At 62.6% G+C, this 25,207-nt stretch carries 23 protein-coding genes; 19 read left to right on the top strand and 4 right to left on the bottom strand.

Features of this window, described 5'->3' with window-relative positions; all coding sequences use genetic code 11:
- The first annotated feature begins 109 nt into the window (after positions 1-109).
- The 3 genes from guaB to JY451_15095 all read left to right on the top strand — a co-directional run bounded on the left by guaB (position 110) and on the right by JY451_15095 (position 3,297).
- Positions 110-1,561: an IMP dehydrogenase gene (guaB, locus tag JY451_15105; GenBank protein ID QZH74948.1), complete on the top strand. Its 1,452-nt coding sequence runs from the start codon at positions 110-112 to the stop codon at positions 1,559-1,561.
- Complete coding sequence (locus JY451_15100; protein ID QZH74947.1) at positions 1,558-2,736, top strand: RsmB/NOP family class I SAM-dependent RNA methyltransferase; 1,179 nt, start codon at positions 1,558-1,560, stop codon at positions 2,734-2,736. The genes guaB and JY451_15100 overlap by 4 nt, the downstream gene beginning before the upstream one ends.
- 63 nt (positions 2,737-2,799) lie before the next feature.
- Positions 2,800-3,297 carry a tetratricopeptide repeat protein gene (locus tag JY451_15095; GenBank protein QZH74946.1) on the top strand — a complete coding sequence of 166 codons (498 nt, stop codon included), beginning with the start codon at positions 2,800-2,802 and terminating at the stop codon, positions 3,295-3,297.
- A gap of 82 nt (positions 3,298-3,379) precedes the next feature.
- On the opposite strand, the gene JY451_15090 is transcribed toward JY451_15095, so the two are convergent.
- Positions 3,380-3,862 (bottom strand): RNA pyrophosphohydrolase, encoded by a 483-nt coding sequence (locus JY451_15090; GenBank protein QZH74945.1) that lies wholly within the window; start codon positions 3,860-3,862, stop codon positions 3,380-3,382.
- A gap of 145 nt (positions 3,863-4,007) precedes the next feature.
- On the opposite strand from JY451_15090, the gene JY451_15085 reads away from it, so the two are divergent.
- The 4 genes from JY451_15085 to JY451_15070 all read left to right on the top strand — a co-directional run bounded on the left by JY451_15085 (position 4,008) and on the right by JY451_15070 (position 9,697).
- A complete protein-coding gene (locus tag JY451_15085) occupies positions 4,008-5,993 on the top strand; it encodes a 2-oxoacid:acceptor oxidoreductase subunit alpha (protein QZH74944.1) in 1,986 nt (661 codons plus the stop codon).
- Positions 5,994-6,040: 47 nt separating this feature from the next.
- The gene (locus tag JY451_15080; protein ID QZH74943.1) at positions 6,041-7,075 is read left to right on the top strand and encodes a 2-oxoacid:ferredoxin oxidoreductase subunit beta; all 1,035 of its coding nucleotides are present in this window, start codon (positions 6,041-6,043) and stop codon (positions 7,073-7,075) included.
- 109 nt (positions 7,076-7,184) lie between these two features.
- Positions 7,185-8,288, top strand: coding sequence for an NADH:flavin oxidoreductase (locus tag JY451_15075; GenBank protein QZH74942.1), 1,104 nt, complete (start codon positions 7,185-7,187; stop codon positions 8,286-8,288).
- A 125-nt stretch (positions 8,289-8,413) separates the two neighbouring features.
- Entirely contained in the window at positions 8,414-9,697 is a 1,284-nt protein-coding gene (locus tag JY451_15070) for a sugar transferase (GenBank protein ID QZH74941.1), read from the top strand.
- A gap of 4 nt (positions 9,698-9,701) precedes the next feature.
- On the opposite strand, the gene JY451_15065 is transcribed toward JY451_15070, so the two are convergent.
- Complete coding sequence (locus tag JY451_15065) at positions 9,702-10,928, bottom strand: glycosyltransferase family 4 protein (protein ID QZH74940.1); 1,227 nt, start codon at positions 10,926-10,928, stop codon at positions 9,702-9,704.
- An 82-nt stretch (positions 10,929-11,010) separates the two neighbouring features.
- Between JY451_15065 and JY451_15060 the strand changes: the two genes are divergently transcribed.
- From JY451_15060 to wecC, 6 genes are all read left to right on the top strand, one after another.
- A complete protein-coding gene (locus tag JY451_15060; protein ID QZH74939.1) occupies positions 11,011-11,931 on the top strand; it encodes a metal-dependent hydrolase in 921 nt (306 codons plus the stop codon).
- Positions 11,932-11,943: 12 nt separating this feature from the next.
- Entirely contained in the window at positions 11,944-13,335 is a 1,392-nt protein-coding gene (locus JY451_15055; protein ID QZH74938.1) for a deoxyribodipyrimidine photo-lyase, read from the top strand.
- 43 nt (positions 13,336-13,378) lie between these two features.
- Entirely contained in the window at positions 13,379-14,620 is a 1,242-nt protein-coding gene (locus JY451_15050; protein ID QZH74937.1) for a class I SAM-dependent methyltransferase, read from the top strand.
- Positions 14,617-15,858: a beta-lactamase family protein gene (locus JY451_15045; protein ID QZH74936.1), complete on the top strand. Its 1,242-nt coding sequence runs from the start codon at positions 14,617-14,619 to the stop codon at positions 15,856-15,858. Before JY451_15050 ends, JY451_15045 begins: the two co-directional genes overlap by 4 nt.
- Before the next feature lie 88 nt (positions 15,859-15,946).
- On the top strand, positions 15,947-17,068 hold the full coding sequence (gene wecB, locus JY451_15040; protein QZH76756.1) for a UDP-N-acetylglucosamine 2-epimerase (non-hydrolyzing): 1,122 nt from the start codon (positions 15,947-15,949) through the stop codon (positions 17,066-17,068).
- Positions 17,065-18,333 carry a UDP-N-acetyl-D-mannosamine dehydrogenase gene (gene wecC, locus JY451_15035; protein QZH74935.1) on the top strand — a complete coding sequence of 423 codons (1,269 nt, stop codon included), beginning with the start codon at positions 17,065-17,067 and terminating at the stop codon, positions 18,331-18,333. Before wecB ends, wecC begins: the two co-directional genes overlap by 4 nt.
- Before the next feature lie 69 nt (positions 18,334-18,402).
- Here wecC and JY451_15030 read toward each other — a convergent pair whose 3' ends face one another.
- Together JY451_15030 and JY451_15025 are read right to left on the bottom strand one after the other, a co-directional pair.
- On the bottom strand, positions 18,403-18,753 hold the full coding sequence (locus JY451_15030; GenBank protein ID QZH74934.1) for a PilZ domain-containing protein: 351 nt from the start codon (positions 18,751-18,753) through the stop codon (positions 18,403-18,405).
- 112 nt (positions 18,754-18,865) lie between these two features.
- Positions 18,866-19,603, bottom strand: a complete 738-nt coding sequence (locus JY451_15025; GenBank protein QZH76755.1) for an acyltransferase — start codon at positions 19,601-19,603, stop codon at positions 18,866-18,868.
- Positions 19,604-19,726: 123 nt separating this feature from the next.
- Between JY451_15025 and JY451_15020 the strand changes: the two genes are divergently transcribed.
- Genes JY451_15020 through JY451_14995 form a run of 6 tightly spaced genes read left to right on the top strand, consistent with a single transcriptional unit; the run spans position 19,727 to position 25,199 of the window.
- The gene (locus JY451_15020; GenBank protein ID QZH74933.1) at positions 19,727-20,353 is read left to right on the top strand and encodes a class I SAM-dependent methyltransferase; all 627 of its coding nucleotides are present in this window, start codon (positions 19,727-19,729) and stop codon (positions 20,351-20,353) included.
- 49 nt (positions 20,354-20,402) lie between these two features.
- Positions 20,403-21,947, top strand: coding sequence for a hypothetical protein (locus tag JY451_15015; GenBank protein QZH74932.1), 1,545 nt, complete (start codon positions 20,403-20,405; stop codon positions 21,945-21,947).
- Positions 21,944-23,023, top strand: a complete 1,080-nt coding sequence (locus JY451_15010) for a glycosyltransferase family 4 protein (protein ID QZH74931.1) — start codon at positions 21,944-21,946, stop codon at positions 23,021-23,023. The genes JY451_15015 and JY451_15010 overlap by 4 nt, the downstream gene beginning before the upstream one ends.
- A 10-nt stretch (positions 23,024-23,033) precedes the next feature.
- On the top strand, positions 23,034-23,417 hold the full coding sequence (locus JY451_15005) for a hypothetical protein (GenBank protein ID QZH74930.1): 384 nt from the start codon (positions 23,034-23,036) through the stop codon (positions 23,415-23,417).
- Positions 23,417-24,301, top strand: coding sequence for a sulfotransferase domain-containing protein (locus JY451_15000; protein ID QZH74929.1), 885 nt, complete (start codon positions 23,417-23,419; stop codon positions 24,299-24,301). The genes JY451_15005 and JY451_15000 overlap by 1 nt, the downstream gene beginning before the upstream one ends.
- Positions 24,302-24,314: 13 nt before the next feature.
- On the top strand, positions 24,315-25,199 hold the full coding sequence (locus JY451_14995) for a sulfotransferase (GenBank protein QZH74928.1): 885 nt from the start codon (positions 24,315-24,317) through the stop codon (positions 25,197-25,199).
- Positions 25,200-25,207: the final 8 nt, after the last annotated feature.

Here is a 25,207-nt window from a genome sequence, read left to right as displayed (position 1 = left end):
ATGCCAGGGACCCCCCGATCCTCTTTCTCTCCCCGCCCCCTAGCACCTGCCACATAGTGCGGTTACATGGGCCGCCACGAATCACCCGACACATGAAGTGGCAAACCCCATGGAAATCCGCACCGGCCTTACTTTCGATGACGTGCTGCTCCAGCCGTGCGCAAGCGATATCCTGCCCAGTCAGGCGAGCACGCGGACGCAGCTGACGCGGGGCATTGCGCTCAATATCCCGGTGCTTTCTGCGGCGATGGATACTGTCACCGAAAGCGAAATGGCGATCGTGATGGCGCAGCTCGGCGGGATCGGAGTGCTGCACCGCAATCTCACCATCGACGAACAATGCGCGGCGGTGCGCCGGGTCAAGCGGTTCGAAAGCGGCATGGTGATCAATCCGATTACCATCACTCCTGATGCAACGCTGGGCGAGGCGCAGGCGCTGATGGACCTGAACCGCATCAGCGGGATTCCCGTTACCGCTGCCGATGGCACGCTGTGCGGCATCCTTACCAATCGGGACGTGCGCTTTGCCGATAATCCCGCGCAGCCGGTGCGCGAACTGATGACGAGCGAGAACCTCGCCACCGTTTCCGAAGGGGTGACGCAGGAACAGGCGCGGCGCATCCTGCACCAGCGGCGGATCGAAAAGCTGCTGGTGGTGGACGCCGCCAACCGCTGCGTCGGCCTGATTACGGTGAAAGATATCGAGAAGGCCGTCCTCAATCCCGATGCCACCAAGGATGCCACCGGCCGCCTGCGCGTCGCCGCTGCTACTACGGTGGGGGACAAGGGGTTTGAGAGGACCGAAGCTCTGGTCGATGCCGAATGCGATGTCATCATCATCGATACCGCGCACGGGCACAACAAGGCGGTGGCCGAAGCGGTGACGCGGGCCAAGAAGCTCTCCAATCACGTGCAGGTGGTGGCGGGCAATGTGGCCACGGCGGAAGCGACCAGGGCGCTGATCGATGCGGGTGCTGACGCGGTGAAGGTCGGCATCGGGCCGGGTTCGATCTGCACCACGCGGATTGTCGCCGGCGTTGGCGTGCCGCAGCTGACCGCGATCATGGACGCTGCCAGCGCCGCCGGAGACGTGCCGATCATTGCCGATGGCGGCCTGCGCACCAGCGGCGATGCGGCCAAGGCGCTCGCCGCCGGGGCGAGCACGGTCATGGTCGGCAGCCTGCTGGCGGGGACGGAGGAAGCGCCGGGCGATACCTTCCTGTTCCAGGGACGTTCGTACAAGGCCTATCGCGGCATGGGCAGCGTCGGCGCGATGGCGCGCGGCTCTGCCGATCGCTATTTCCAGCAGGACATCAAGGACCAGATGAAGCTGGTTCCCGAAGGGATCGAGGGGCAGGTGCCTTACAAGGGCCCGGCGCGCGATATCGTTCACCAGCTCGTGGGCGGAGTGAAGGCGGCGATGGGCTATACCGGCAGCGCCACCATCACCGACCTCCAGAAGAACGCGCGCTTCATCCAGATCACCAATGCGGGGCTTTCCGAAAGCCATGTCCACGATGTGAGCATCACCCGCGAAGCCCCGAATTACCCCACCCGGTGACTCCTTCCGCACGCGTCCAGTCCGCTATCGAGATCCTCGATTCCATCATCGGCGCAGCGCGTCACAAGGGGCCTCCGGCGGACCGGCTGATTGCGCAATGGTTCAAGGACCACCGCTTCGCCGGATCGAAGGACAAGGCCGCGATCCGCGAACTGGTCTACGATGCGATCCGCGCCTGCGGCCCGATCCCGGCGGAAGGCCGGGCAGCGATGCTCGGGCTGGCGGACGAGCGGCCTGACCTCAAGGCGCTGTTCGACGGGACCCCTTATGGCCCCGGAGCCATCGAGGAAGACGAGCTGGTGGCACCCGGCGGCATCGCTCCTGAGTGGCTGGAAGACCGGCTGATTGCTTCGGGCATCAGCGAGGAGGAGGCGCAGAGCCTGCTCTCCCGCGCGCCGCTCGATACGCGGATCAACAGGCTGAAGGTGGCTGAAGGTTTCGGGGATTTGCCGGAACCGGGCGAACCCCTGCCGCTCCCCAACGCGCTCCGCTTTCCCGCAGGGACGCGGGTGGAGGAGTGGGAGGCCTACGCACAAGGCCTGATCGAAGTGCAGGATCTCGGCAGCCAGATTGCCTGCGCATCGGTGGGAGCCGCTCCGGGCGATTGCGTGATCGACCTGTGCGCGGGCGCGGGCGGCAAGACCTTGGCGCTTGCGGCGGCGATGGCGAACGAGGGCACGCTGGTGGCTGCCGACACCGACAAGCGGCGGCTCTCCCAGCTTGGCCCGCGCGCCGAACGGGCGGGGGCGGAGATCGCGCATACCCTGCTGCTCGATCCGGGGCGCGAGGCGGAGGCGCTGGCAGAGTGGCAGGGCAGGGCGGACCACGTGCTGGTCGATGCGCCCTGTTCGGGAACCGGAACCTGGCGGCGCAATCCGGAAGCGCGCTGGCGGCTTACTCCTGCCGAGCTTGGGAAGCTCGGCACCTTGCAAGCGCGGCTGCTGGAACTCGCGGCTGGGCTGGTGAAGCCGGGAGGGCATCTCACCTATGTCGTCTGTTCGCTGCTCGATGAAGAGGGCGCAGGGCAATTCGCGCGCTTTCTGGAGGAGCATCCCGAATGGCGTGCGGTTCCCTCCGCTGTGCCGTTCGGCACGCCGCACGGCCCCGGAGTACGGCTGACACCGTCCGGTCACGGGACGGACGGATTTTTCATCGCGCGTGCAGCATTGGCGTGATAACACTAGGGCCAGATGGACGCTTACCCCGCCTCTTTCCCGTCCAGACTCAAGGAGCTTGCCATGCGTTTCGGACCCGCCGCCGCTGCCCTGTCGCTGTTCGTTGCGGTGAATGCCAGTGTCGGCCACGCCAGCCAGGAAGCCCCCGATCCGCGCGCCGAAGCGCTGGTGGCCGAAGGGCGCGCGCATCTGGCGCAGGGTGACACGCAGGGCGCGATCGACGCATTCGAAGCGGCGCTGACAGTCGATCCGGGGTACACGCAGGTCTATATCGATTTGGCTGAAGTGGCGCGGGCCGAGGGGCTGCAAGGCAAGGCGATCCGCTATTACCGCGAGGCGCGCGAACGCGATCCGGAAAACCTCGCCGCGATTTCAGGCGAGGGCGAGGCGCTGGTCGAAAAGGGCGCACTGGCCGCCGCGCGTGAGAACCTCGAAGTGCTGCAAAGCCTGTGCGGGGATGGCTGTGTGGAAACAATGGCGCTTGCCGCCGTGATCGATCGCGGACCGCCGGTGATGACGGCGGAAGTGGTGTCGCCGGTGGATGAGGTGACGCAGAACTGAGAATGGGCTTGGGTCCCCGCGAAGGCGGGGATCTCATGCGGATTCGCGCTTGTCCGCCCGAGGTTCCCGCCTTCGCGGGAACTCACAAATATGAGCGAAACGCCGCCACTACCGCCTCGTAAACCGGCACCTTGAACGGCACGATCAGCACCGGCAGCAGTTCCGGATCGACCCATTTGTACTCGCAGAATTCGGGATGCTTGTGAGCATCAAGGTCAATATCGGTCTCAGAACCGGTGAACCGCACCAGATACCAGCTTTGCCGCTGGCCCTTGAACTTTCCGCCCCACAGCTTGCCATGCAACTCAGGGGGAAGATCGTAGAACAGCTCGCCCTCCATCCGATGCAGAATCTCCAGATGTTGTGGCGAAATGCCCGTCTCCTCGCCCAGCTCGCGCAGCATGGCGGTGTCGAGGTCTTCGCCGTCATCCACGCCGCCCTGCGGCATCTGCCACCAGTCGCCTTCCTTGTTGTCGATCCGCTTGCCGACGAAGGCCTCGCCCGCAGAGTTGATCAGCATCGTGCCCACGCAGGGGCGGTATTGGTCGCGGTCGGGTCTGGTCATGGGCGCGCTGTAGCTGCGGCGGTGGACGGGTGAAAGCCGCCTGTTGCGTTGCGGACAGAAAAACTTGATTGTTTACGCGGGCAGCGATCCCTAGTTCGCACCCCAATACAAATGCGACGGGTTAGTCGCGGCAGGAAAGCAGAACATGGCAAGCCAGTTGGCCGATAAGCGGCCCGATCTTTCGCAGCAGGACGCGGTCACGGTCCGCTTTGCCGGGGACTCTGGCGACGGGATGCAGTTGACCGGCGGCCAGTTCACCTTGTCCAGCGCGCTGGCAGGCAACGACTTCGCCACCTTCCCCGATTTCCCCGCCGAAATCCGTGCCCCGCAGGGCACGCTGTTCGGCGTTTCGGCATTCCAGATCAACTTCGGCAGCAAGGAAATCAGCACTGCGGGCGACGCGCCGGACGTGCTGGTGGCGATGAACCCGGCGGCGCTGAAAGTGAACCTCGGTGCGCTCAAACCCGGCGGCCTGGTCATCATCGACACAGGGGAATTCACCAAGCGCAACCTCGAAAAGGCCAAGTACGAGGTCAATCCGCTGGATGACGATACGCTGGCCAAGTTCGACACGCTGAAGCTCGACATCTCGGCGATGACCGTGGAAGCGGTCAAGCCCTTCGGCCTTGGCAACAAGGATGCCCTGCGCTGCAAGAACATGTGGACGCTGGGGCTGGCGCTGTGGATGTTCGATCGTCCGCGCGCGCCCCTGCAGGAATGGCTGCGCGGGAAGTTCAAGACCAAGCCCGAACTGGCCGAAGCGAACATCGCCGCGCTTGACGCGGGCCATGCGTATGGCGAAACGGCGGAATTGGCCGGACCGCTGCGGCAGGTACATCTCGATCCGGTGCCGACCGCGCCGGGACTCTATCGCACGATCACCGGGGCCGAAGCGGTCTCGCTCGGCTTGGTCGCTGGCGCGCGGCTGCTGCGGCTGCCGATGTTCTTCGGCGGCTATCCAATCACGCCGGCCAGCGCGATCCTGCACCATCTGGCGCGGTTGAAGGAATTCAACGTCACCACCTTCCAGGCGGAAGACGAGATTGCCGCGATCTGCGCCGCCATCGGCGCGAGCTATGCGGGCAGTCTTGGCGTCACTTCGTCCTCCGGCCCCGGCATTGCGCTGAAGGGTGAGGCGATGGGCTTGGCGATCATGACCGAGCTGCCGCTGGTGATCGTCAACAGCCAGCGCGGCGGCCCCAGCACGGGCCTGCCGACCAAGACCGAGCAGAGCGATCTCTACCAGGCGGTCTATGGCCGCAACGGCGATGCGCCGATGCCGGTGATCTCCGCGCGCAGCCCCAGCGATGCTTTCGAATGCGCAATAGAGGCGTGCCGCATCGCGGTGCAGTACATGACCCCGGTGATGCTACTGACCGACGGCTATATCGCCAATGCCAGCGAACCGTGGAAAGTGCCCGACCCTGAGCATTTCGAGCGCTTCCCGGCAGAGTTTCTGACCGAAAAGAACGGTCCTGACGACACGCTGCTGCCCTACAAGCGCAACGAGTTGGGCGGGCGGCCGTGGATCAAGCCGGGTACGCCGGGCCTGATGCACCGCATCGGCGGGATCGAGAAGCAGGTCGATACCGGCCATATCGATTACTCGCCCGATAACCACCAGCTGATGACCGACGCGCGCAAGGACAAGATCGGCAAGATCAAGGTCCGCGACCAGCAGGTGAGTGTCGGCACGAAGGGCGGCAAGCTGGCGGTGGTCGGCTGGGGCTCCACCTACGGTCCGATCCACCAGGCGGTCAGCCGCGCGCGGGCGAAGGGATTGGACGTCAGCCACATCCACGTCCGCCACATCTGGCCGCTGCCCGCCAACCTTGGCGAGCTGCTGCACAGTTACGAGCACGTACTGGTGCCGGAAATGAACACCGGCCAGTTCAAGACCCTGCTGCGCGACCAGTATCTGGTTGATGCGACCCCGCTGACCAAAACCAGCGGCCAGCCGTTCAGCATCGGCGAGATGGAAGCGGCGATTGGGAAGTATTTCGATGGCGTGGCCGGGAACGAAGGCGGCGTCGTCGCTCCCAACGACCAGCAATTGCCCAGTCCCGAATCTCAGCCCGACGACGGAACCACGCCGCGATCGTTGCGAATGCATCATGATCGCGACAACTAGTCCCAACGAACGCGCGATGAACCGCCTGCCAGCCTCAGAGACCTGATATGAACGCTCCCGTCAAAATCGAGACCACCCTCAAGGACTGGGAAACCGACCAGGAGGTGCGCTGGTGCCCCGGGTGCGGGGACTATGCGATCCTCAAGGCGGTGCAGCGCACCTTGCCGCAGTTGGGTTGCGATCCGGCGAACACCGTGTTCGTCAGCGGCATCGGCTGTTCGAGCCGCTTCCCCTATTACATCGAGAGCTACGGCTTCCACACCATCCACGGCCGCGCGCCTGCGGTGGCGACGGGGGTGAAGCTGGCGAATCCCGAGCTCGACGTGTGGTTGGTGACGGGGGACGGTGACGGGCTATCTATCGGCGGCAACCACATGATGCACGTGCTGCGGCGCAACGTGAACATGCAGATCATGCTGTTCAACAACGAGATCTACGGCCTGACCAAGGGCCAGTATTCGCCCACGAGCCGCATCGGCACCACCAGCCCTTCGACACCCGGCGGTTCGATCGACCGGCCCACGCAGCCCTGCGCCTTCGCGCTGGGCGCAGGCGCACGGTTTGTGGCGCGCGGGTTCGATGTGTCGAAGAACCTGCCCGACGTGCTCAAGGCTGCCCATGCGCACAAGGGCGCGGCCTTCATCGAGATTTTCCAGAACTGCATCGTCTACAACAAGGATGTGTTCAACGATTTCGCCGCGCCGAAGGGAGCGGAGGACAACCAGCTCTGGCTCCAGCACGGCGAGCCGATGCTGTTCGCAGGCGGGACCAAGGGCATCAGCCTCGATCACGAGAACCTGCAGATGCAGGTGGTCGATGTGGTGGACGGTGACTGGCAGGCAGCGGGCGTGATCCGCCACAACGTCACCAACCGCTCGCTTGCGCACATGTTGGTGGAACTGCCGTTCGGCCCGTTCCCGATGGCGCTGGGTGTGCTGTATGACGATCCACGCCCCTCGTTCGAGACGCAGGTGGTCGAGGAAAACCGGCGGCTGAGCGAAGGGAAAGAGCCCAATCTTGCGGCCTTGCTGGGTAAGGGACAGACCTGGCGCGTGGACGAAAGCGAGGGTCATCCGGCCTAGCCTTCAGACGGGCCGAAAGGTTTTCCTTAGGGCGCTAAACCAGGTTGCAGCGCGCAACCTGGTTTCCCAACTGGTCGCCAGATAGCCAACCTCTCGAAGGAATTCCGCGATGTCCGTCCTGTTCCAGCCGTTCACGATCCGCAATCTCACGCTGAAGAACCGCGTGGTGATGGCCCCGATGACACGCAATTTCTCGCCCGAGGGCGTCCCTGGCGCTGATGTCGCCGAGTATTACCGCAAGCGGGGCGAGGGCGAAGTCGGGCTCATCATCACCGAAGGTACCGGGGTGGACCGGCCCGAATCGCGCAATGAGCCGAACATTCCGCGCTTCCATGGTGAAGATGCGCTGGCGGGCTGGGGCGAAGTCGTCAGCGCCGTGCATGGCGAGGGAGGGGCGGTCGCGCCGCAGCTCTGGCACACCGGCCTTGTCCGCGAACAGTTCCCCGATCGCCCACGCCCCGGACCGGCGGAAGGCCCTTCCGGCCTGTTCAAGGCAGACACCCCCTATGGCCGCGCGATGAGCGAGGAAGATGTCGCCGATGCCGTCGATGCCTTCGTCCGTGCGGCGAAGGAATCGGTGCGACTCGGTTTTGATGCGATCGAATTCCACGGCGCGCACGGCTACCTGATCGACCAGTTCTTCTGGGGCGAAACCAACCGCCGCGATGACCGCTGGGGCGGGGCCACCTTGCCCGAACGCACCCGCTTTGCTGCGGAGATCATCCGCCAGACCCGCGCGGCTGTGGGCGATGTGCCGCTGATCCTGCGCATCAGCCAATGGAACCAGCAGGATTACACGCGCCGCCTCGCGCCTACGCCTGCCGAACTGGAAGCCTGGGTCGCGCCGCTGGTCGACGCCGGGGCGGATGTGCTGCATTGTTCGCAGCGCCGTTTCTGGGAGCCCGAGTTCCCCGAAATCGACGGCGAGAAGGGCCTCAATTTCGCCGGATGGGTCAAGAAGATTGTCGGCGTGCCGACGATTTCGGTCGGCTCGGTCGGGCTGGACGGCGATTTCTTCGGCGCCTTCTCGGGCCAGAATGCGCCCCCCGCCGAACTGGGCGATCTCGAAGCGCGGATGGAGCGCGGCGAGTTCGACCTGATCGCCGTGGGTCGCGCGCTGATTTCGAATCCATACTGGGCGAGAATGCTGCGCGAAGGGCGCGGACATGAACTTGCCGGGTACTCGACTGAGCATCTCGCGACGCTCGTCTGAGCGCGAAGACCTGCGCCGAAGTCTTGCGCTTTTTACATTCGGGGCGTAAATCACGCGCCTTCGCACTTGCACAAGAGCGGATTTGTTCGCCTTAGTGGGGGGTTGAAGGTGATTGCGCTATGTTGATGGCTGCGCCCAATGAGCTAATTCAGGACGAGCGGAGCATCTATCGCTCCTTCTCGCTGCAGGCTGTGACCTGTGTGTTCCTTGGATGTCTGCTGCCTCCCCTGCTCTATTTTGGCAGCCGGGCGGCGCTGTTTCAGCCGGGACCGATAACCAATTCCGTCGTCGCAACGATAATCGCTTCGGTGGTGGGTATTTTTCTTGCTCGCCGCGTTAATATCTATCCCGGAGTGAAGCAGTTCGGATCCGTCATCCCGGCGTTCCTGATGAGCTTTGGCGTAGTGGCGATGGCGATTTTGGTGCTCCGCCTGAAATACTCCATTCCGGTTTTCGGGGTCAATTTCGCCGCGTCCATCTGCGTTTACCTTGTGGTGATGGTTCTCGCGACGCGTTCTGATCAGAACATCTTCTACACTGTTCCCGGGGGCCGCATTACCCGTTTGGCAAACATCGGCTTGCAAACGCGCCGGCTTATGGAACCGATCCTGCCAAGCCAGCGCGGAGCAATGATCGTAGCCGACTTGCACCACGATCATGCCGATGCGTGGGATCGCATGCTGGCCAATGCTGCCTTGCAGGGCATTCCGGTGTTCCATTTCAAGCAGGTGTTCGAGGCTGCGACCGGTAAGGTGCAGATTGAGCATCTTTCGGAAAACAGCTTCGGCTCACTGTTGCCGAACATGTCGTTCATGCGACTCAAGCGTCTGGCGGATATCCTACTCTGTCTCCTGATGTTGCCGCTGCTGATTGTGCCGCTGTCCCTAGTGGCGGTGTTGATTCGCATGGATTCGCCGGGCCCGGTGTTTTTCCGCCAGCGCCGCATCGGTTATCGCGGGGAGCCGTTCCACGTTCTCAAGTTCCGCACGATGCGCTGCGAAATGGCGGCTGAGGATGAAGAAACCCGCCGGCGCAAGGCCATGACGGGTGATGCCGATCCGTGTATCACCAAATTCGGCCGCTTTTTGCGCCAGACCCGGATCGACGAATTGCCGCAGATGTACAACATCCTGCGCGGCCACATGAGCTGGATCGGCCCCCGGCCCGAAGCGCTGGAGCTGTCACGCTGGTACGAACAGGAAATCCCGTTCTACGCCTACCGCCACATCGTCCGCCCCGGCATCACCGGCTGGGCGCAGGTCAATCAGGGCCACGTGACCAGCCTTGATGACATCGATAACAAGCTGCAGTACGACTTCTATTACATCAAGAACTTCTCGTACTGGCTCGACTTCGTGATCCTGGCACGCACGGCGATGGTGGTCTTTACTGGCCACGGAGCGAAGTAAGTCATTAGCCGCCTGGAGTGAACTGCGCCGCAAAGCGCTCCCATTTTGCCAGGACTGCGGCGCGGTTGAAACCGCTCGCCACCAGTTCGCGCGCGTTGCGGCCCTGTTCCAGTCGCACTTCGGGATTGTCCGCGTAGAAAGTGAGCAGGGTAGCCAGTTCCGCCGCCGCACCGTTGGCGATCACCGCGCCGCATCGCTGATCGGGCACTACCGCGCCAAGTTCTCCTTCAGGGCAACCGATGAACACTACCGGCCTGCCGCTTGCAGCTGCCCCGTAGAATTTGCTTGGAACGATCAGACCTTCGAGTTCAGGCAGCAACGTCACCCAATGGACATCGGGCACGGTTAGCGAAAGATGCAGGCTCTCGCGGGGCTGATAGGGCTTGAGGACGAAGTGAGCGAGGCCGCGCGCTGTAATTTCGCTCTCCAGCCGGTCTCTCAGATAGCCACCGCCGATCACCAGAAAACGAATGTCGCCCCGCCCTCCTGCTTGCAAGATCGCGGCGGCATCAAGAATCGTATCGACTTCATGCGCGCGGCCCAGATTGCCGGAATAGCCCACTACCAGGTCGCTCGCGGCAAACCCCCATTCGTTTCGCAAGGGATTTTCCGCCGCAGTAATCGGACGGATGCTTTCGTCATCGGTCATGTTGGGAATCACCACGATCCGGCTGTCGGCCACTCCCCGGCGGCGCAGCAAGTCCGCCATGCGATCCCCGATGGCAACGTTGACATCCGCCTTGCGCAGCGATTGGTCGCGCAGCGCCCGGACCATCCGCGCGGCCAGGCCATCGGTTTTGAGCACGCCGAACGCCTCGGCCACTTCGGGATAGAGATCCTGCAACCAGTTGGCCCGCTTCGCCCCCTTGAGCCGCGCAGCAAGGCCGATGGGCCAGGACAGCACCGGCGGATCGGTTTTCGCCACCACCACGTCGCCTGCCTTGGCGACCGCCAGCACCTTGGCGAAGGCGGTGACATAGAAGCCGAGATAGTCCGCAATCCGCCCGACAATGCTTCCGCGCCCGAAAGCCGAGGTAGCAACCCGGTGGATCGTTACTCCGCGATGGACCTCGTGCGGAGGGTAGGGCCCTTCGTCGCCTTCGTAGGACAGGCGGCTGGCGATCACCTGCACCTGATGCCCGCTTTCGGCGAGGTGAAAGGCGACATCGCTGAGGATCTGCGAAGTGGCGCTGCGATCAGGCCAGAAGTAGCGATTGACGAACACGATCATGGGGCCGCTCCCTAGTGCGCCGTCGGGGGCTAAACAAGGGAGAGGCATTGCTGATGGCGGCCACTTGGGCAAAAGTCGGGCAATGGACAATCTCACCCATTCGCTCGTGGGCGCACTGATCGGGCAGGCGGGCCTCAAGAAAAAGACCGGGCTGGCCATGCCCGCGCTGATTATCGGGGCGAACCTGCCCGATGTCGATGCGGCGTGCTTTTTCTGGCTGGAGGGAGTGGAACATCTCGCGTTCCGCCGGGGGATTACCCACGGGCCACCCGCGCTGGTAATCCTGCCGCTGATATTGGCAGGACTTTTGTGGGGCTGGGACCGCTGGCAGACCTCACGCGGGAAGCGGCCGGAGGGGCGGCTGCCCGTGCATTTCGGCTGGCTGTTCGCGCTCGCCTTTATCGGCTGCCTGACGCACCCCGCGCTCGACTGGATGAACGTCTACGGCATCCGCCTGCTGGAGCCATTCTCCAGCCGCTGGTTCTATGGCGATGTGCTGTTTATCATCGACGTTTGGCTGTGGCTGGGGATGGGGCTGGGCCTGTGGTTCTCGCTGCGACGCGAGAAGCGCGGCGGCGACTGGCGGGGGCTGGCGAGGGGCGTGTTGGCGGGTGTGCTGGGCTATATCGGGATGAATGCAGCGATCACTTGGCGTGACGAACTCATTGCTGAATCAACGGGGAGTTATCCGCTGAATTCGATCGCCAGTCCCGAGCCATTATTTTCGTGGCGCAGGGAGATGATCCTTGAAGATCAACCTGAGAAATTTCTCATCGGCACTGAAAAGATTGGCAACATGCCGCTGTCCTCCTGCGATCTTGCCGCTGCCCGCGCGCAAAGCACGCAGGTCGATGCCTTTCTGTTCTGGAGCCGCGCGCCGGTGCTCGGTCGGCTTGAGGACGGGCGCTGGCAGTTGAGCGATGCGCGATACTATGCGGTGCGTGACGGCCAATTCAGTGTGATCCTGCCCGATGGTCTGTGTTCGGAACCGGGCGCGAACTGATAGGGGAGCGCCATGTCCGAACCCCAAATCGTCTGGCTCCGGCGTGATCTGCGTCTGTGCGATCAGGCCGCCTTCACCGCTGCTGCCGCGCGCGGGCCGGTGATACCGGCCTATATTCTCGATGACGAGACTCCCGGCCAGCGCAAGATGGGCGGGGCGAGCCGCTGGTGGCTGCACCACGCGCTCGAAAGCCTCTCGCGCGATCTCGCCCGCCACCATTCGCAACTGGTGCTGCGGCGCGGGAACGCCGTCGAGGAACTGTGCAAGCTGGCGCAGGAGACCGGCGCGCGCACTGTCCACGCCCTGCGCCATTACGAACCGTGGTGGCGCAAGGAGCAGGGCAAGCTGAAGGAGCGGCTCGACCTGCAATTGGATGACGGCAATTACCTCCTCCCGCCGGGCAGCGTCACCACCGGATCGGGCACGCCGTACAAGATCTTCACCCCGTTCAAGGATGCGATGTTCGCGGCGATCGACGGCTATGATATCCTTCCCGAACCGAGCCTTACTTCACCGGAAAGCTGGCCCGCTTCGGATCAGCTGGAGGATTGGAGCCTGCTCCCGACCAAGCCCGACTGGGCAGGCGGAATGCGCGAGGCTTGGGCGGACGAACACGGCACCGCCGCGGCGATGGAACGGTTCGACCAATTCCTCGAGGTAGTCTCCGGCTACACCGACGACCGCAACCTGCCGAGTATGGACGCCACCAGCCGCCTTTCCCCACACCTGCATTTCGGCGAAGTCTCCCCGCGCATGCTGTGGGAGCGAATGCGGGCCCATTCCAGCGGCGGCGCGCGAATCTTCCGCGCTGAACTGGTCTGGCGCGACTATGCGCAGAACCTCGCCTGCCAGTTTCCCCGTTACGGCGAAGAGAGCTATCGCGATGGCTATGATGAAGGCCTGTGGCGCGATCCCACCGCAAGCGAGGAAGTCGCGGCAGACCTGAAGGCCTGGCAGCAGGGCCGCACCGGCTATCCCATCGTCGATGCCGGAATGCGCCAGCTCTGGACCACCGGCTGGATGCACAACCGGGTGCGGATGATCGCTGCCAGCTTCCTCGTCAAACATCTGCTGATCGACTGGCGGCAAGGCGAGAAGTGGTTCTGGGACACGCTGGTGGACGCCGATTACGCAAGCAACGCCACCAACTGGCAATGGGTCAGCGGCACCGGGGTGGACAGCAACATGTTCGTCCGCATCATGGCCCCGCTCAGCCAGAGCGAGAAGTTCAACGCGGGTGCCTATATCCGCCAATGGGTGCCCGAACTGGCCGGGCTGAGCGATCCCTACGTCCACGATCCCCAAGCCAGCGGGTGCAAGCCGAAAGACTATCCGCGCAAGGTGATCGGCCACAAGGAGGCGCGCGAGCGGGCGCTGGCGGCCTATCGGGCGAACAAGTCCTGACCACGCCTTGCTCCGCGATGGTCGTCTCGCCATAAGGCCTTGGATGGAGGCTGAAAGGGCAAGAGGCGGCGCGCTGCTCGACAGTGGGCGGCGCTACCGGGTGGAACCCGGCTGGCTGGCGCGCGCGCTGGCTCCTGCGGCGGGCAGGTTGCTCGACCGGATCGATGCCGGACTGGTGCGCGGGACGCTTTACGGCACGCTGCCCGATGGCACGCGGCGCAAGCTGGGCGGGCGCGCTCCGGGGTTCGAGTGCGCGGTGACGCTGCACGACTGGCGCGGGCTACTGCGGGTGGCCCTGGGCGGTTCGGTGGGGCTGTATCAGGCGTGGGAAGCGGGCGAATGGTCGAGCGATGACCCGGTCAGCTTCTTCGCGCTGTTTGTCGATAACGCGGCTTCGCTGGGCGACACCGCGCGCGCGAAAGGCCCGTGGCGCTGGGCGGCAAAGGCTCTGCACGCGCTGAACCGCAACACCAAGGCGCAGGCGGAGCGCAATATCCACGCACACTACGATCTCGGCAACGATTTCTACGCCGCGTGGCTCGATCCGACGATGAGCTATTCCTCTGCCTATGCCTTGGCGAGTGACGATCTTGAGGCAGGCCAGCACCGCAAGTGGGAACGGCTGGCCGAGCGCCTTGGCAATCCGGCCAACCTGCTCGAAATCGGTTGCGGCTGGGGTGCACTGTCCGGGCATTTCGCCACGCAGGGGGCGCAAGTGACTGCTATCAGCCTGTCCGACGCGCAACTGGACTGGGCGCGGCAGCGCCATCCGGCGGTGCAGTTCCTGAAGCAGGATTACCGCGATACCGCGGGCCAGTTCGATGCCGTGGTCAGCGTCGAGATGGTCGAGGCGCTGGGGCGTGAATACTGGCCCGCGTTCATGGACTGCCTCGCCCGCAACCTGAAACCGGGCGGGCGCGCGGCGATCCAGTTCATCGCCATGCGCGACGACCTGTTCGATGCTTATGCGAAGAGCGCCGATTTCATCCAGGCCTATGTCTTTCCCGGCGGAATGCTGATCCGCACCAGCGAATTTCGCCGACTAGCCGAGGCGCGCGGACTGGCATGGACCGGGCAGGAGGATTTCGGCCTCGACTATGCCGAGACGCTGAGGATCTGGCGCGATCATTTCGAAAAGGCGGCGGCAGAGAATCGCCTGCCCCCCGGCTTTGATCGACGATTTCGCGATCTCTGGCGGTTCTACCTGATGTATTGCGAAGGCGGGTTTCGCGGCGGGGCGATCACGGTCAGCCAGGTCACGCTGGTGAAGGGAGATGCGGCATGAAGAAGTGGCTGATCGGTGTGGCAGTGGCGCTTGTTGCCGGAGGCGGCATCGCCTTCGCCGCGCTCGATCAGGACCAGCGCGCATTGCTCGCCAACATGCCCACCGATCGCAACGTGCTGTTCTGGGATGTCGAAACCCGCAACGCCGCTTTCCGCGCGCTTGATGCCTTTCCCGCACTCGCCGAAGCGCGGGTGATTGAATCGGGCGAAGCGACCTATCCGCTGCCTGATGGCGCGCCGCTGGCGCTGCCGGGGTTCGATATGGACGCCTTCATGGAGGGACAAAACGCCGCCGGGGTGGTGGTGGTGCTCGATGGCGAAGTGTTGCTCGAACGCTACGGGCTCGGGTTCAGCCGCGAGGGCAAGTGGACCAGCTTCTCCGCTGCCAAGAGCTTCACCTCCACGCTGGTCGGCGCGGCGGTGCTCGACGGGCATATCGAGAGCCTCGACGATCCGGTGAGCCGCTACATCCCCGAAATGCGCGGCTCCGCCTATGATGACGTGACGATCCGGCAAGTGCTGACCATGAGCAGCGGGGTGCGCTGGAACGAGGATTATGGCGATCCGCAGAGCGATGTCGCGCGTTTCGCCGAGCATGTTCCTGACGATCCGGCCATCGATCCGCTGGTCGATTACATGCGCCAGCTGCCGCGCGAAGCGGAGCCGGGCACGCGGTGGAATTACAACACCGGGGAGACCAATCTGATTGGCGTGCTGGTACGCGAGGCGACCGGGCGCGACCTGGCCGATTACCTGTCCGAAAAGATCTGGGCACCGTTCGGGATGGAGCAGGATGCAACGTGGCTGCTCTCCGCAGGAGGCAGTGAGATTTCCGGCTGCTGCATCCAGGCGAGCACGCGGGATATGGCGCGCTTCGGCCTGTTCGCGATGGGCGACGGGATGGCGGGTGGCGAGCGGGTTGTGCCCGAAGGCTGGTTCGCCGAGGCGACCACTCCGGCGTTCGAAAGCGGGCGGATGGGGCGCGGCTACGCGTACCAGTGGTGGACCTATCCGGGCGGCGTATACGCCGCCAGCGGGCTGTTCGGGCAGGGCATCTTCGTCGATCCGGCGCGCAATCTGGTGATCGCGACACATTCCAACTGGCGGCAATCGACCGGCAACGACGGCACCGGGGCCGAGCGGAACCGCTTTTATGCAGCGGTGCAAGCGGCGGTGGATGCAAGGCGCGGGGTTGATGGTGAAGTGGTCGGCGCACCGGCGGAACCAATGGTACGGTGAATCGAGCGGTAGGACTATTTTTACGCCGCTGCGCTAGGGCGGGCGCGTGGTCGAACTCAGCCCCCATTCTCTCGTCGGCGCGCAAAGCGTGACGCCCGTCCTCCTCGTGATCGGCACGCGTCCGGAAGCGATCAAGATGCTGCCCGTGGTGCGCGCGCTGCGGCACTTGCCCGAAGTCGATCTGAAAGTCGTCACCACCGGCCAGCACCGGCAAATGCTCGACCAGGTGTTCGCGGTGTTCGGGGAGCGGGCCGACATCGATCTCGACCTGATGACGCCGGGGCAGACTTTGTCCGACATCACTGCGCGGGTCATGCGCGAGATGGATCGCCAGATCGCCGAGCATCAGCCCGGCCTCGTGTTGGTCCACGGCGACACCACCAGCGCGATGGCAGCGGCGCTGTCGGCCTTCTACAACCGCGTGCCGGTGGGGCATGTCGAGGCGGGACTGCGTAGCCACGATATCGCGCGGCCGTGGCCGGAGGAATACAACCGCATTTCCATCGACGCGGCAGCGGAACTGCTCTGGGCTCCCACAGACGGCGCGGCGGAGAACCTGCGCCGGGAGCGTCCCGGTGAGCGCGCTATCGAAGTGACCGGCAACACCGGTATCGACGCGCTGCTGCACGTAGCGGGCGGTTTGCAAGGCGGCGAACTCGATTCGCTCGGCCTCGCGCTCGATCCCGCCAAAAAGCTGGTGCTCGTCACCGGCCACCGGCGCGAGAGTTTCGGCGACGGGTTCGACCGGATTTGCGATGCGCTGGCAGCACTGGCGGCGCGCGGCGATGTGCAGGTGGTCTATCCGGTCCATCTCAACCCGCAGGTCAAGACCGTGGTCGAGGCGCGGCTGGGCGGCACGGATGCTATCCATCTGATTCCGCCTGTCGATTACGTGCAAATGGTGGCGCTGATGCAGGCCGCGCACCTGATCCTCACCGACAGCGGCGGCATTCAGGAAGAAGCGCCCGCGCTGGGCAAGCCGGTGCTGGTGATGCGCGATGTGACCGAGAGGCCCGAAGCCGTCGCGACCGGAGTCGCGCAGCTGGTCGGCACCGATGTCGTCACCATTGTCGCCGCAGCGAGCCGCCTGCTGGACGACCCGGCGCACTACACCGCCTGCGCGCGAAAAGTATTCCCCTATGGCGACGGCACGGCAGCGACGCAGATCGCCGCCAGCGTCGCCCGCTTCGTGAAAGCTCCTGCACGATGAAAGTCTGTACCGTAGGCCTCGGCTATATCGGCCTGCCGACCGCAGCCATGCTGGCGAGCCGGGGTCACGAAGTGATTGGCCTTGATGTCAACGAAAGCGTGGTCGCCAAAGTCAACGAGGGCCAAGCGCATTTTCAGGAGCCAGACCTGCAGATGCTGCTCAGCGCGGCGGTTGAAACCGGTCGCCTGCGCGCCACCACCACGCCCGAACCGGCGGAATTTTTCATCATCGCCGTCCCCACGCCGATGGTGAACGAAGGACCGGACATGGCCTATGTCGAAGCCGCCGCGCGAACGATCGCGCCGGTGCTGGCCAAGGGCAACGTGGTCATCCTCGAATCGACTTCCCCCGTCGGATCGACCGAACGGCTGGCGGAGATCTTCGCCGAAGAACGCTCTGATCTCACTTTCCCGCGCTACCGTGACGAGGACCGCGAGGCGGACGTGGCGCTGTGTCACTGCCCCGAACGCATCCTGCCGGGTCAGATGCTGCGCGAACTCGTCAGCAACGATCGCATCATCGGCGGGCTGACTACCGACTGCGCCAACAAGGCTGCGCGGCTCTACCAATCCTTCGTGATGGGCACCTGCTACATCACCGACTCGCGCGTGGCCGAACTCTGCAAGCTGTCCGAAAACGCCTATCGTGACGTCAACATCGCCTTCGCCAACGAGCTTTCGATCATCTGCGACAAGCTGGGCACCGATGTCTGGCAGGTGCGCGAACTGGCGAACCAGCATCCGCGCGTGAACATCCTAATGCCGGGGGCAGGGGTGGGCGGCCACTGCATCGCGGTGGACCCTTGGTTCATCGTTTCCAGCGCGCCCGCCGAAGCCCGCCTGATCCGCATGGCCCGCGTGGTCAACGACGACAAGCCGCACCGCGTGGTGGAGAACATCCGCGCACTGGCGGACCGGTTCAAGGTGCCGACGATTGCCTGCTACGGCATCACCTACAAGCCCGACGTGGACGACGTGCGCGAAAGCCCGGCGCTGGAGATTGTCGAGGCAGTGGCGGGGATAGACGGCGCGCAGGTGCTGGTGGTGGAGCCGAACCTCTCCGCGCTGCCGCCCGTTCTGGCAGGCCGCGCGAACGTGCGGCTGGTGACCTCGGACGAAGCCCGTGAAGCCGCCGATATCGTCACCTTCCTCGTCGGTCACCGTCAGTTCAAGCGGTTGGAGGGGGATAGCTATCTGACGAAGGCGGTGGTGGACACGACGGGGATGTTCTCGACGCGCAAGGCTAAGGCGGTGGAGCGGGATTAGGACCCGCAGGACTTGGTAAACAGCATGAGCGAACCTAGAGAATGACGAAAGCCAGGCGTTGGCTCCGACCTACCCCTGAAAAGTCCCATCCCCGCGATAGCGCGCCAGCACATTGTCATGCACGATCGGGCTGAGCAGGTTGGCAAAGGCGCAGCCGGCCATGCCACCTTCCCACCACACCACTTCGGCCTGCAGCGATTCCAGCCCCGGCAGGGTCAGCCAGCAGATCGATCCGGGGTGCATCCGGTTCACCGCTGTCGCTGAAAAGCCCGACAGTGAGAGGTCGTTCACCACGGTGTGAAAGCCGCGGCTGCCCGAAGCACGCAGTTGTGCTGGAATCATGATCCGCGTGCGTGGGGCGCTGCGATCTTCCTGCGCAACCCTGGCATATCGGCTGAGCGTGTCTCGCGTGATTGTCATGGTGCCTGCAACTCCACAAGGTGCAATGGTCGGCTCGGCGTTTCGAGCCATACTTTGCACAAGATGTCGGGAATTGCTTACCTCCGGCTTACCAGATGTAACTAACGCCGCGTTAATGGTGCTCTGCAGCAGGGTTTGTTGCATCTTCTGCCAATCCACCCAGCAAGGGCGAGTTGGTCGGGCGGGCGGGTACACCAACGACGGTCGTTCCCGCGGCCACATCTTTGGTGACAACGGCACCCGCTCCCAACACTGCATGATCGCCGATGGTGACGCCCGGCAGGATGCGAGCTCCCATTCCGATATGCACGCCATTGCCGATCTTTACCGGCGCGTAATGCGTTGTCGCATCCTTGAGTGCGATTCCGCCCGACCGGTCGTACGTACGCGAGAATATGGAAACGTGGGCGGAAACGCCGCAGTGATCGCCGATCTCAACTCCGCCTGCGGCCGAAATGATCGAGTTGTGCGAGATGTGCGTGTGTGCGCCGATCTTGCACCAGCCGTGCGAACTGATGTTGATTTTTACCCCTGATCGCAGAGCACTGCCTGGTCCGAGGGTGATATGATGAGGAGAGTCAAGAAGCACGCCGCGACCGATGCCGCTACAACCGTAGTTGTTACGCAGTCCGATCAGGCGGCCACGCACCCGCTCCTCGGCACGCAATCCCTTGTCAGGGTGCAGTAGACCTGCAAAATACCCGGCAATCACCGATATCACTTCGATCAAGGTCAATGGCACAAGGTTGCGCAGGGTCCTCTCCAACCGGGAAGACCTTTTACCCAACGGCAGATTCCAACTCCACGCTTTTACATGTTGCGCGCATTGTGCAGGTGCAACATAGACCATTTCACGCCCGCCTATGAAGTAGAGTGGGGCAGTAGATAACAGACAGAAGGTTTTCCGATGCTTCAGACAATCCGGCGCTTCTTCAAGGGGAAATTCCTCGATCGCAAGCTTGAAGGGCTTTCCATGCAGGAGCGCTTCACCGATCATTTCAAGAGCGGCTGGTGGTTTGCCAATGGGGAAAGCGTTAGCGGTGCCGGATCGACGCTGGACGCTACCACGGAAATTCGTGCCGAATTGCCCGGCTTCCTGACAAAATATGAAGTCGACGTTTTCCTTGATGCACCCTGTGGGGACTGGAACTGGATGAAGGAAGTGGAGCTTCCTCAAGGCGTTCACTACATCGGAGCTGACATTGTTCCCGAACTTATCGAGGAGGTGCGGGCGAAATTCGCTTCGGACCGGATTGAGTTCCGGCACGTGGATATCACTTCGGACCCGCTGCCGAGTGCGAAAATGATGATGTGCCGCGATGCTCTTTTCCACCTCTCGAACGCCGATATCTGGCGTTTCGTCGATAACTTCCTCGCTTCCGATATCGAGTATCTGTTGACTACGAATATGCCGCAGGTGGAAGCAAACCGGGATATCGTGACCGGCAAGCACCGCCCGCTCAATCTGGGGGCCGCGCCGTTCAACTTCGGCCCGCCCACAGACAGTTTTGCCGATTTTCACGCCCCGCGCCGGGAAAAATACATGGCGCTCTGGACGCGTGCGCAATTGGCCGAATATCGCAAGAAGTCAGGGCATTAAGTCGCTCCGCCTACCTCCAGTCACAAACAGGAATTAGCGACATTACGCCATGGTCAGGCTGATCAGCAATTATTCGCGCCTTATCCTGACCTTTGCGTTCGGGATTATCACTGTGCGCCTGATGGCCGAAATAGGGTCTGATGCGGCGCTGATCTATCTGCTGCTGATTTCAAGCACTGGCATAGCGGCGATGTTCAAATTTGCGCTCCAGAATGCGCAGGTGCCTGCTTTGGGCCTAACCGTAGACGGGAAGTCTAGCCACGATTTCACGGAGGTTTTCTGGACAAGCTTCCTGTTCGGCTGCTTCGCCGCAATCTTGTCACTCGCGATGTTCAGCGTGTTCTGGCTTTTCTCGGACGAGCTAAATCTGGGGGCACTTTCCGCCCAAACAATTTCGATCGCCATACTCAGTACAGCGATCAAGGCTTTTGCGTCTTCCATCGGCATGGTGTTTCTCAACCTGCTAATGATCGAGCACCGGATGGTAACATATAATATTCTTCTGGTGCTTGAGCGCGGACTCGTTCTGCTTCCGGCGCTTTTTGTATTTTACTTGCCTGATGGCATCTCCATTGATGAAAAACTACAATACTTCTACCTTATAGCAGCAGGACTTACCGTCCTTCTGCAAATTGTAACATGGTGGCTATCTGGCCGAACGCGGACCGATTTTCGTCTTCGCCGGGTTCCAATGCGCAAGGAAACCTCACGCTGGATCGCCAAATTCATCGGTTGGAATGCTGCGGTAATCGTAGCCTCGACAATGTTCACCCGCTGGCCACCGCTGGTGGTCAATTACTCGATGGGCGAGAGGCTGACGCTGACGATCAGTATCGTGATGACGCTGATCGGATATCAACGGCAGATTTCCATGGGATTGGTGGTCGGTCTGGACGCGCAGTTTTCCCGCTTTTTCGGTAGCGGCGAACAGTCTGCCGAAGCAAGCGCGCGCGCGCTGATACTGCGCTCAACCTATTTGCTGACTGCGTTTTCCGCCTTCTCCGTACTCGTGATCAGCCTGTTCGTGGAGCCAATCCTGCAATTGTGGTTCGGCCAGTCGCTGGCGGATAGTGGCTGGCGCCTCGAAGATTCCGCACAGTTGTTTCGCATCATGTCGATCGGCATAGCTGCCAGCATCGTCACCGAAGGGTGGATGAAATTCCTTTCGGGTCGGGGCAAGGTTATTGCGTTTGCTCCGCACCTCCTGCTCGCAGGTGCGTTCAACATTGTTGCCGTCTGGGGGGCAGTGCATTTCACCGATGGGCAGCGGGCGCTGCAATGGATTGCCGTGGCGTTCTCGTTCAGCTTTCTCGCCGTGGATATTGGCTGGATTGCCCGAAACACGGCGCAGGAAATAGGCATCGGTCTCGGCCGCCTGTTCGCGATCATGGCGCTACCTATTGCGGTTGCGCTCCTGTCCGCGTTGCCCGGGTTGTTACTCAAAGGCGATCACTGGACGCTGGTTTCGGCTGGAATTACCCTGGCGGTCATAGGCGCTGCAGGTTTGATGACGCTGTTGGCGATGCCTCGGGTTGTGAAGGTGCTGGCGGGTGCAGCAACGGCTCAGCGCGGTACAGAAGGAGCGCAGCTGTGAAGATTGCGATACTCGGGCAGATCGCCGGGCCGATTGGCGGACAAAGTCGGCTGACCGAGGCCTTCCGCCAAGGTGCGAAGGCCGAGACGTATTTCTTCGAATTCTGGGGCCACAAGAAATGGTATGGCTTGCCGATGATGGCGATGCAGTTCGTGCGGGCGTGGCTGCTGGTCATGACCGGGCGTGTCGATGCCGCCTATATCGCTGCCTCGCGTTCCAACTCCGGCATGTTGCGGGACTTACTGCTGCTGTTCCCCTTCGTCCTGGGGGGAGTGCCCATTGTGGCCCATGTGCATGGCGCAGAATTCGACGAATTCTTCCTTGATAACCGCTCCTGGGGCCGCACCAAGGACTTCTACCTGCGCGTGGTGGACAGGTTCATCTTCGTGAACGAGGTATTTGTTCCCACAGTGCCGGGCCTTGCCGAACGAAGTACATTTGTGCGCAATCCCGTGCCCGCCTTCGTCACCGCCGCCTTGGCGCAGGACCGGCAGGCCGAGTTGGCGAAATCCAGTGGTGGGCGGCGCTGCTTCGGCTTTATTTCCACTTTCGCACGCGAAAAGGGTATCGAACACTTCCTCGCTGCGGCGGAGGCTTTCGGTGATCGCGCGGATTTCGTTGTCGCCGGCGGCCCATCCATCGAAGATGAGTCCTATGGCCAGGCGATCCTGGCGCAGATCGGGACAATGCCTCAGGTCGAGTATCTGGGGTATCTTTCCAACCCGATCGGCTTTTACGAGCGCTGCGATTTCATGATCTTTCCGACCAATTTCGCATCGGAAACCAGTTCCCTGGTGGTGATCGAGGCGCTGGCCACGCGAACCCATCCGATCGTGCGCCGTCATAACCGGCTGGTCGATATCTTCGGCCAGGCTCCGATCAGCTGGTTCGATAGTCGTGAAGAGCTGCTGGAACAGTGCCAAAGGATGCTGGCGATGCCCACCGAGGAATTCGACCGGGCTTGCGATGAGGCCGTGCCATGGGTGCTGAATTATTTTCCCAGCCAGGCACAGTGGACCGATCGCGTTCAGGCCGTGGTAGAGCGCGCCGTCGCTGGTCGTCCCGAGCACGGTTGAGCGTAGCAGCATGGCGACGATCCCCTACCGGACCGAACAACTTGCGGCGGTTGGCAAGGAGTTGATCCTTGTTGGGCCGGTTCCCACTCCCCGGTGGGATGTTGCATCCGAAGTGAGCCGGTCGATTGCCTTCAATCGTCCCCTCGCGCGCGATCTCGCAGTGTCGCAGGAAGACTTCCTTGCACGTCACGCGATGGTGGTAAATCCCATGCAGGCAAGACTTGGGGCAAGGTTTGTCCGGCCCCATGAGGCGATCTGTGACGGCGCGCAATGTCACTGGGTTCTTGACGGGCGCGCCATCTTTGCCGATGCCAATCACGTCGCAGAAGCGGAACTGTCGCGCTTCGCCCCTTACTTCACCGAGGCCCTGGCCGCTCCAACGGAAGCACAATAATGGAATCGCGAAAGCTTGATTACGTGGTCATCGGCGCCCAGAAATGCGCGACCTCGTGGTTGTACTACTGCCTGAAGGATCATCCGGGCATCTGTGTACCCGACAAGAAGTACGAAGCGGGATATATCGGCGGAGCCGTGCAGCGCGAGCGGGGCGAAGCATGGTTCTTTGATCGGTTCGACCCTGAACCGGGACAGACCACTGGCGACATCTCGGTCGAATATCTGTGGGATGAAGGTGCGCATCTCGCGCTTCGACCCTACGCCGAGGGGGCAAAGCTGGTGGTCAGCCTGCGCCATCCGGTGGACCGCACAGTTTCGGGCTATTTCTGGCTGCTACGCAAGGGCGATCTGCCCAACTTGCCGCTGGAGGAGGGGATCGCCGATATCCTCAATTCCCGGCCGGGCTTTCCCGATCCCATTGCCGAGCCGCTCGGGCAGGCAGTAGGGCGCAGCCTCTACGGGCCGCAGATTCAACGCTACATCGACACTTTCGGAGCCGAAAACATCAAGGTCGTTCTTTACGAGGATATCGCGGAGAACGGGCTGGCCGCAGTGCAGGAAATCTATCGCTACCTTGGCGTCGATGACAGCTTTGAACCGCCCAGTCTGAACGCTGCCCCCAAGAAGAACAGCTATAACCGGATCCTTCTCGCCATCGAGAATTCGACCAAGAGCAAAGTTGTGGCCAAGCTGTGCAACTGGGCGCACCAGGGACTGACGCTCATTGCTCCGCGAAAGGATATCCTGCCGCGCGAACACCGCCGCAAGCTGAACCAGTTGTTTGCACCTGCAGTGGATGAGACCATCCGTGTGCTGTCCCAATTGCCTGCCGACCAGCGCCCTTCGGAAGCCCGCCTCCGAAGTGCCTGGCAGCTGGATTGACCGAGGCAGGCCTGTGATCAGCAACCCGGTCATCATCCTTGGCGCGCCGCGTGCGGGTACCAGTGTCCTGGGCCGGTTGCTGGAAGCGCATCCCGCGCTTGTCCACGTCAAGGAACCACGCCTGGTATGGCGCTATGGGAACGATGGACTGTCGGACCTGCTGCCTGCCAGCGCCGCCCGACCGGAAGTCATGGCGCATATCCGCGATTACTTCGGCAAGACGGTGGCGGCGGCGAAAGGCGATCGGCTATTGGAGAAAACTCCCAGCAATTCCCTGCGGGTGCCCTTCATCGACAAGATATTTCCCGATGCCAGATATGTCCACATCACACGCAACGGCTTCGATGCGGCGATCTCCATCCATTGGTATTGGCGCAATTTCACCAAGGGGATCGGGCAGGGGCACAAGGGATCCAAGGATTCAATCCTGAAGCAGCGACTGAAGCAGATGAAGCCCCGCCAACTGCCCTATTATGCGCTAGAGTTCATTAGCCGGGTCATCCCCCGCAGTGGCGATAGCCCGCGGACATTGTGGGGGCCGCGCCTGCCGGGACTGCGGCAGATGGTGAATGAAATGGATCTGATCGAGGTGGCGGGGATGCAATGGCGCACCTGCGTGGAGCGGGCTCGCATCGATGCCCGGGCAATCGCACCCGATCGCTATCATGAAGTGCGGCTGGAGGATCTGAGCGAGCAGAAAATGATTGATGTCCTGGGCTTTCTAGGCCTCGATTATACCGCTGAAGTCCGGACTTATTTTGCCGAGGAGTTCAAGCCTGGGATGGCCGAATCCCGTCGGGACGCCCTGTCGGGGATGACCGAAGAGCAATTGCACAAGTTACGCCGCGTCATCGCGCCGACCATGGACTGGCTCGGCTACGAAGAACCGACCGCCTGAGGGAGTTG

Origin of the sequence: Erythrobacter sp., from assembly GCA_019739335.1 — a bacterium.
GTDB lineage: Bacteria > Pseudomonadota > Alphaproteobacteria > Sphingomonadales > Sphingomonadaceae > Alteraurantiacibacter.
This window is presented reverse-complemented; position numbering and strand designations above follow the sequence as displayed.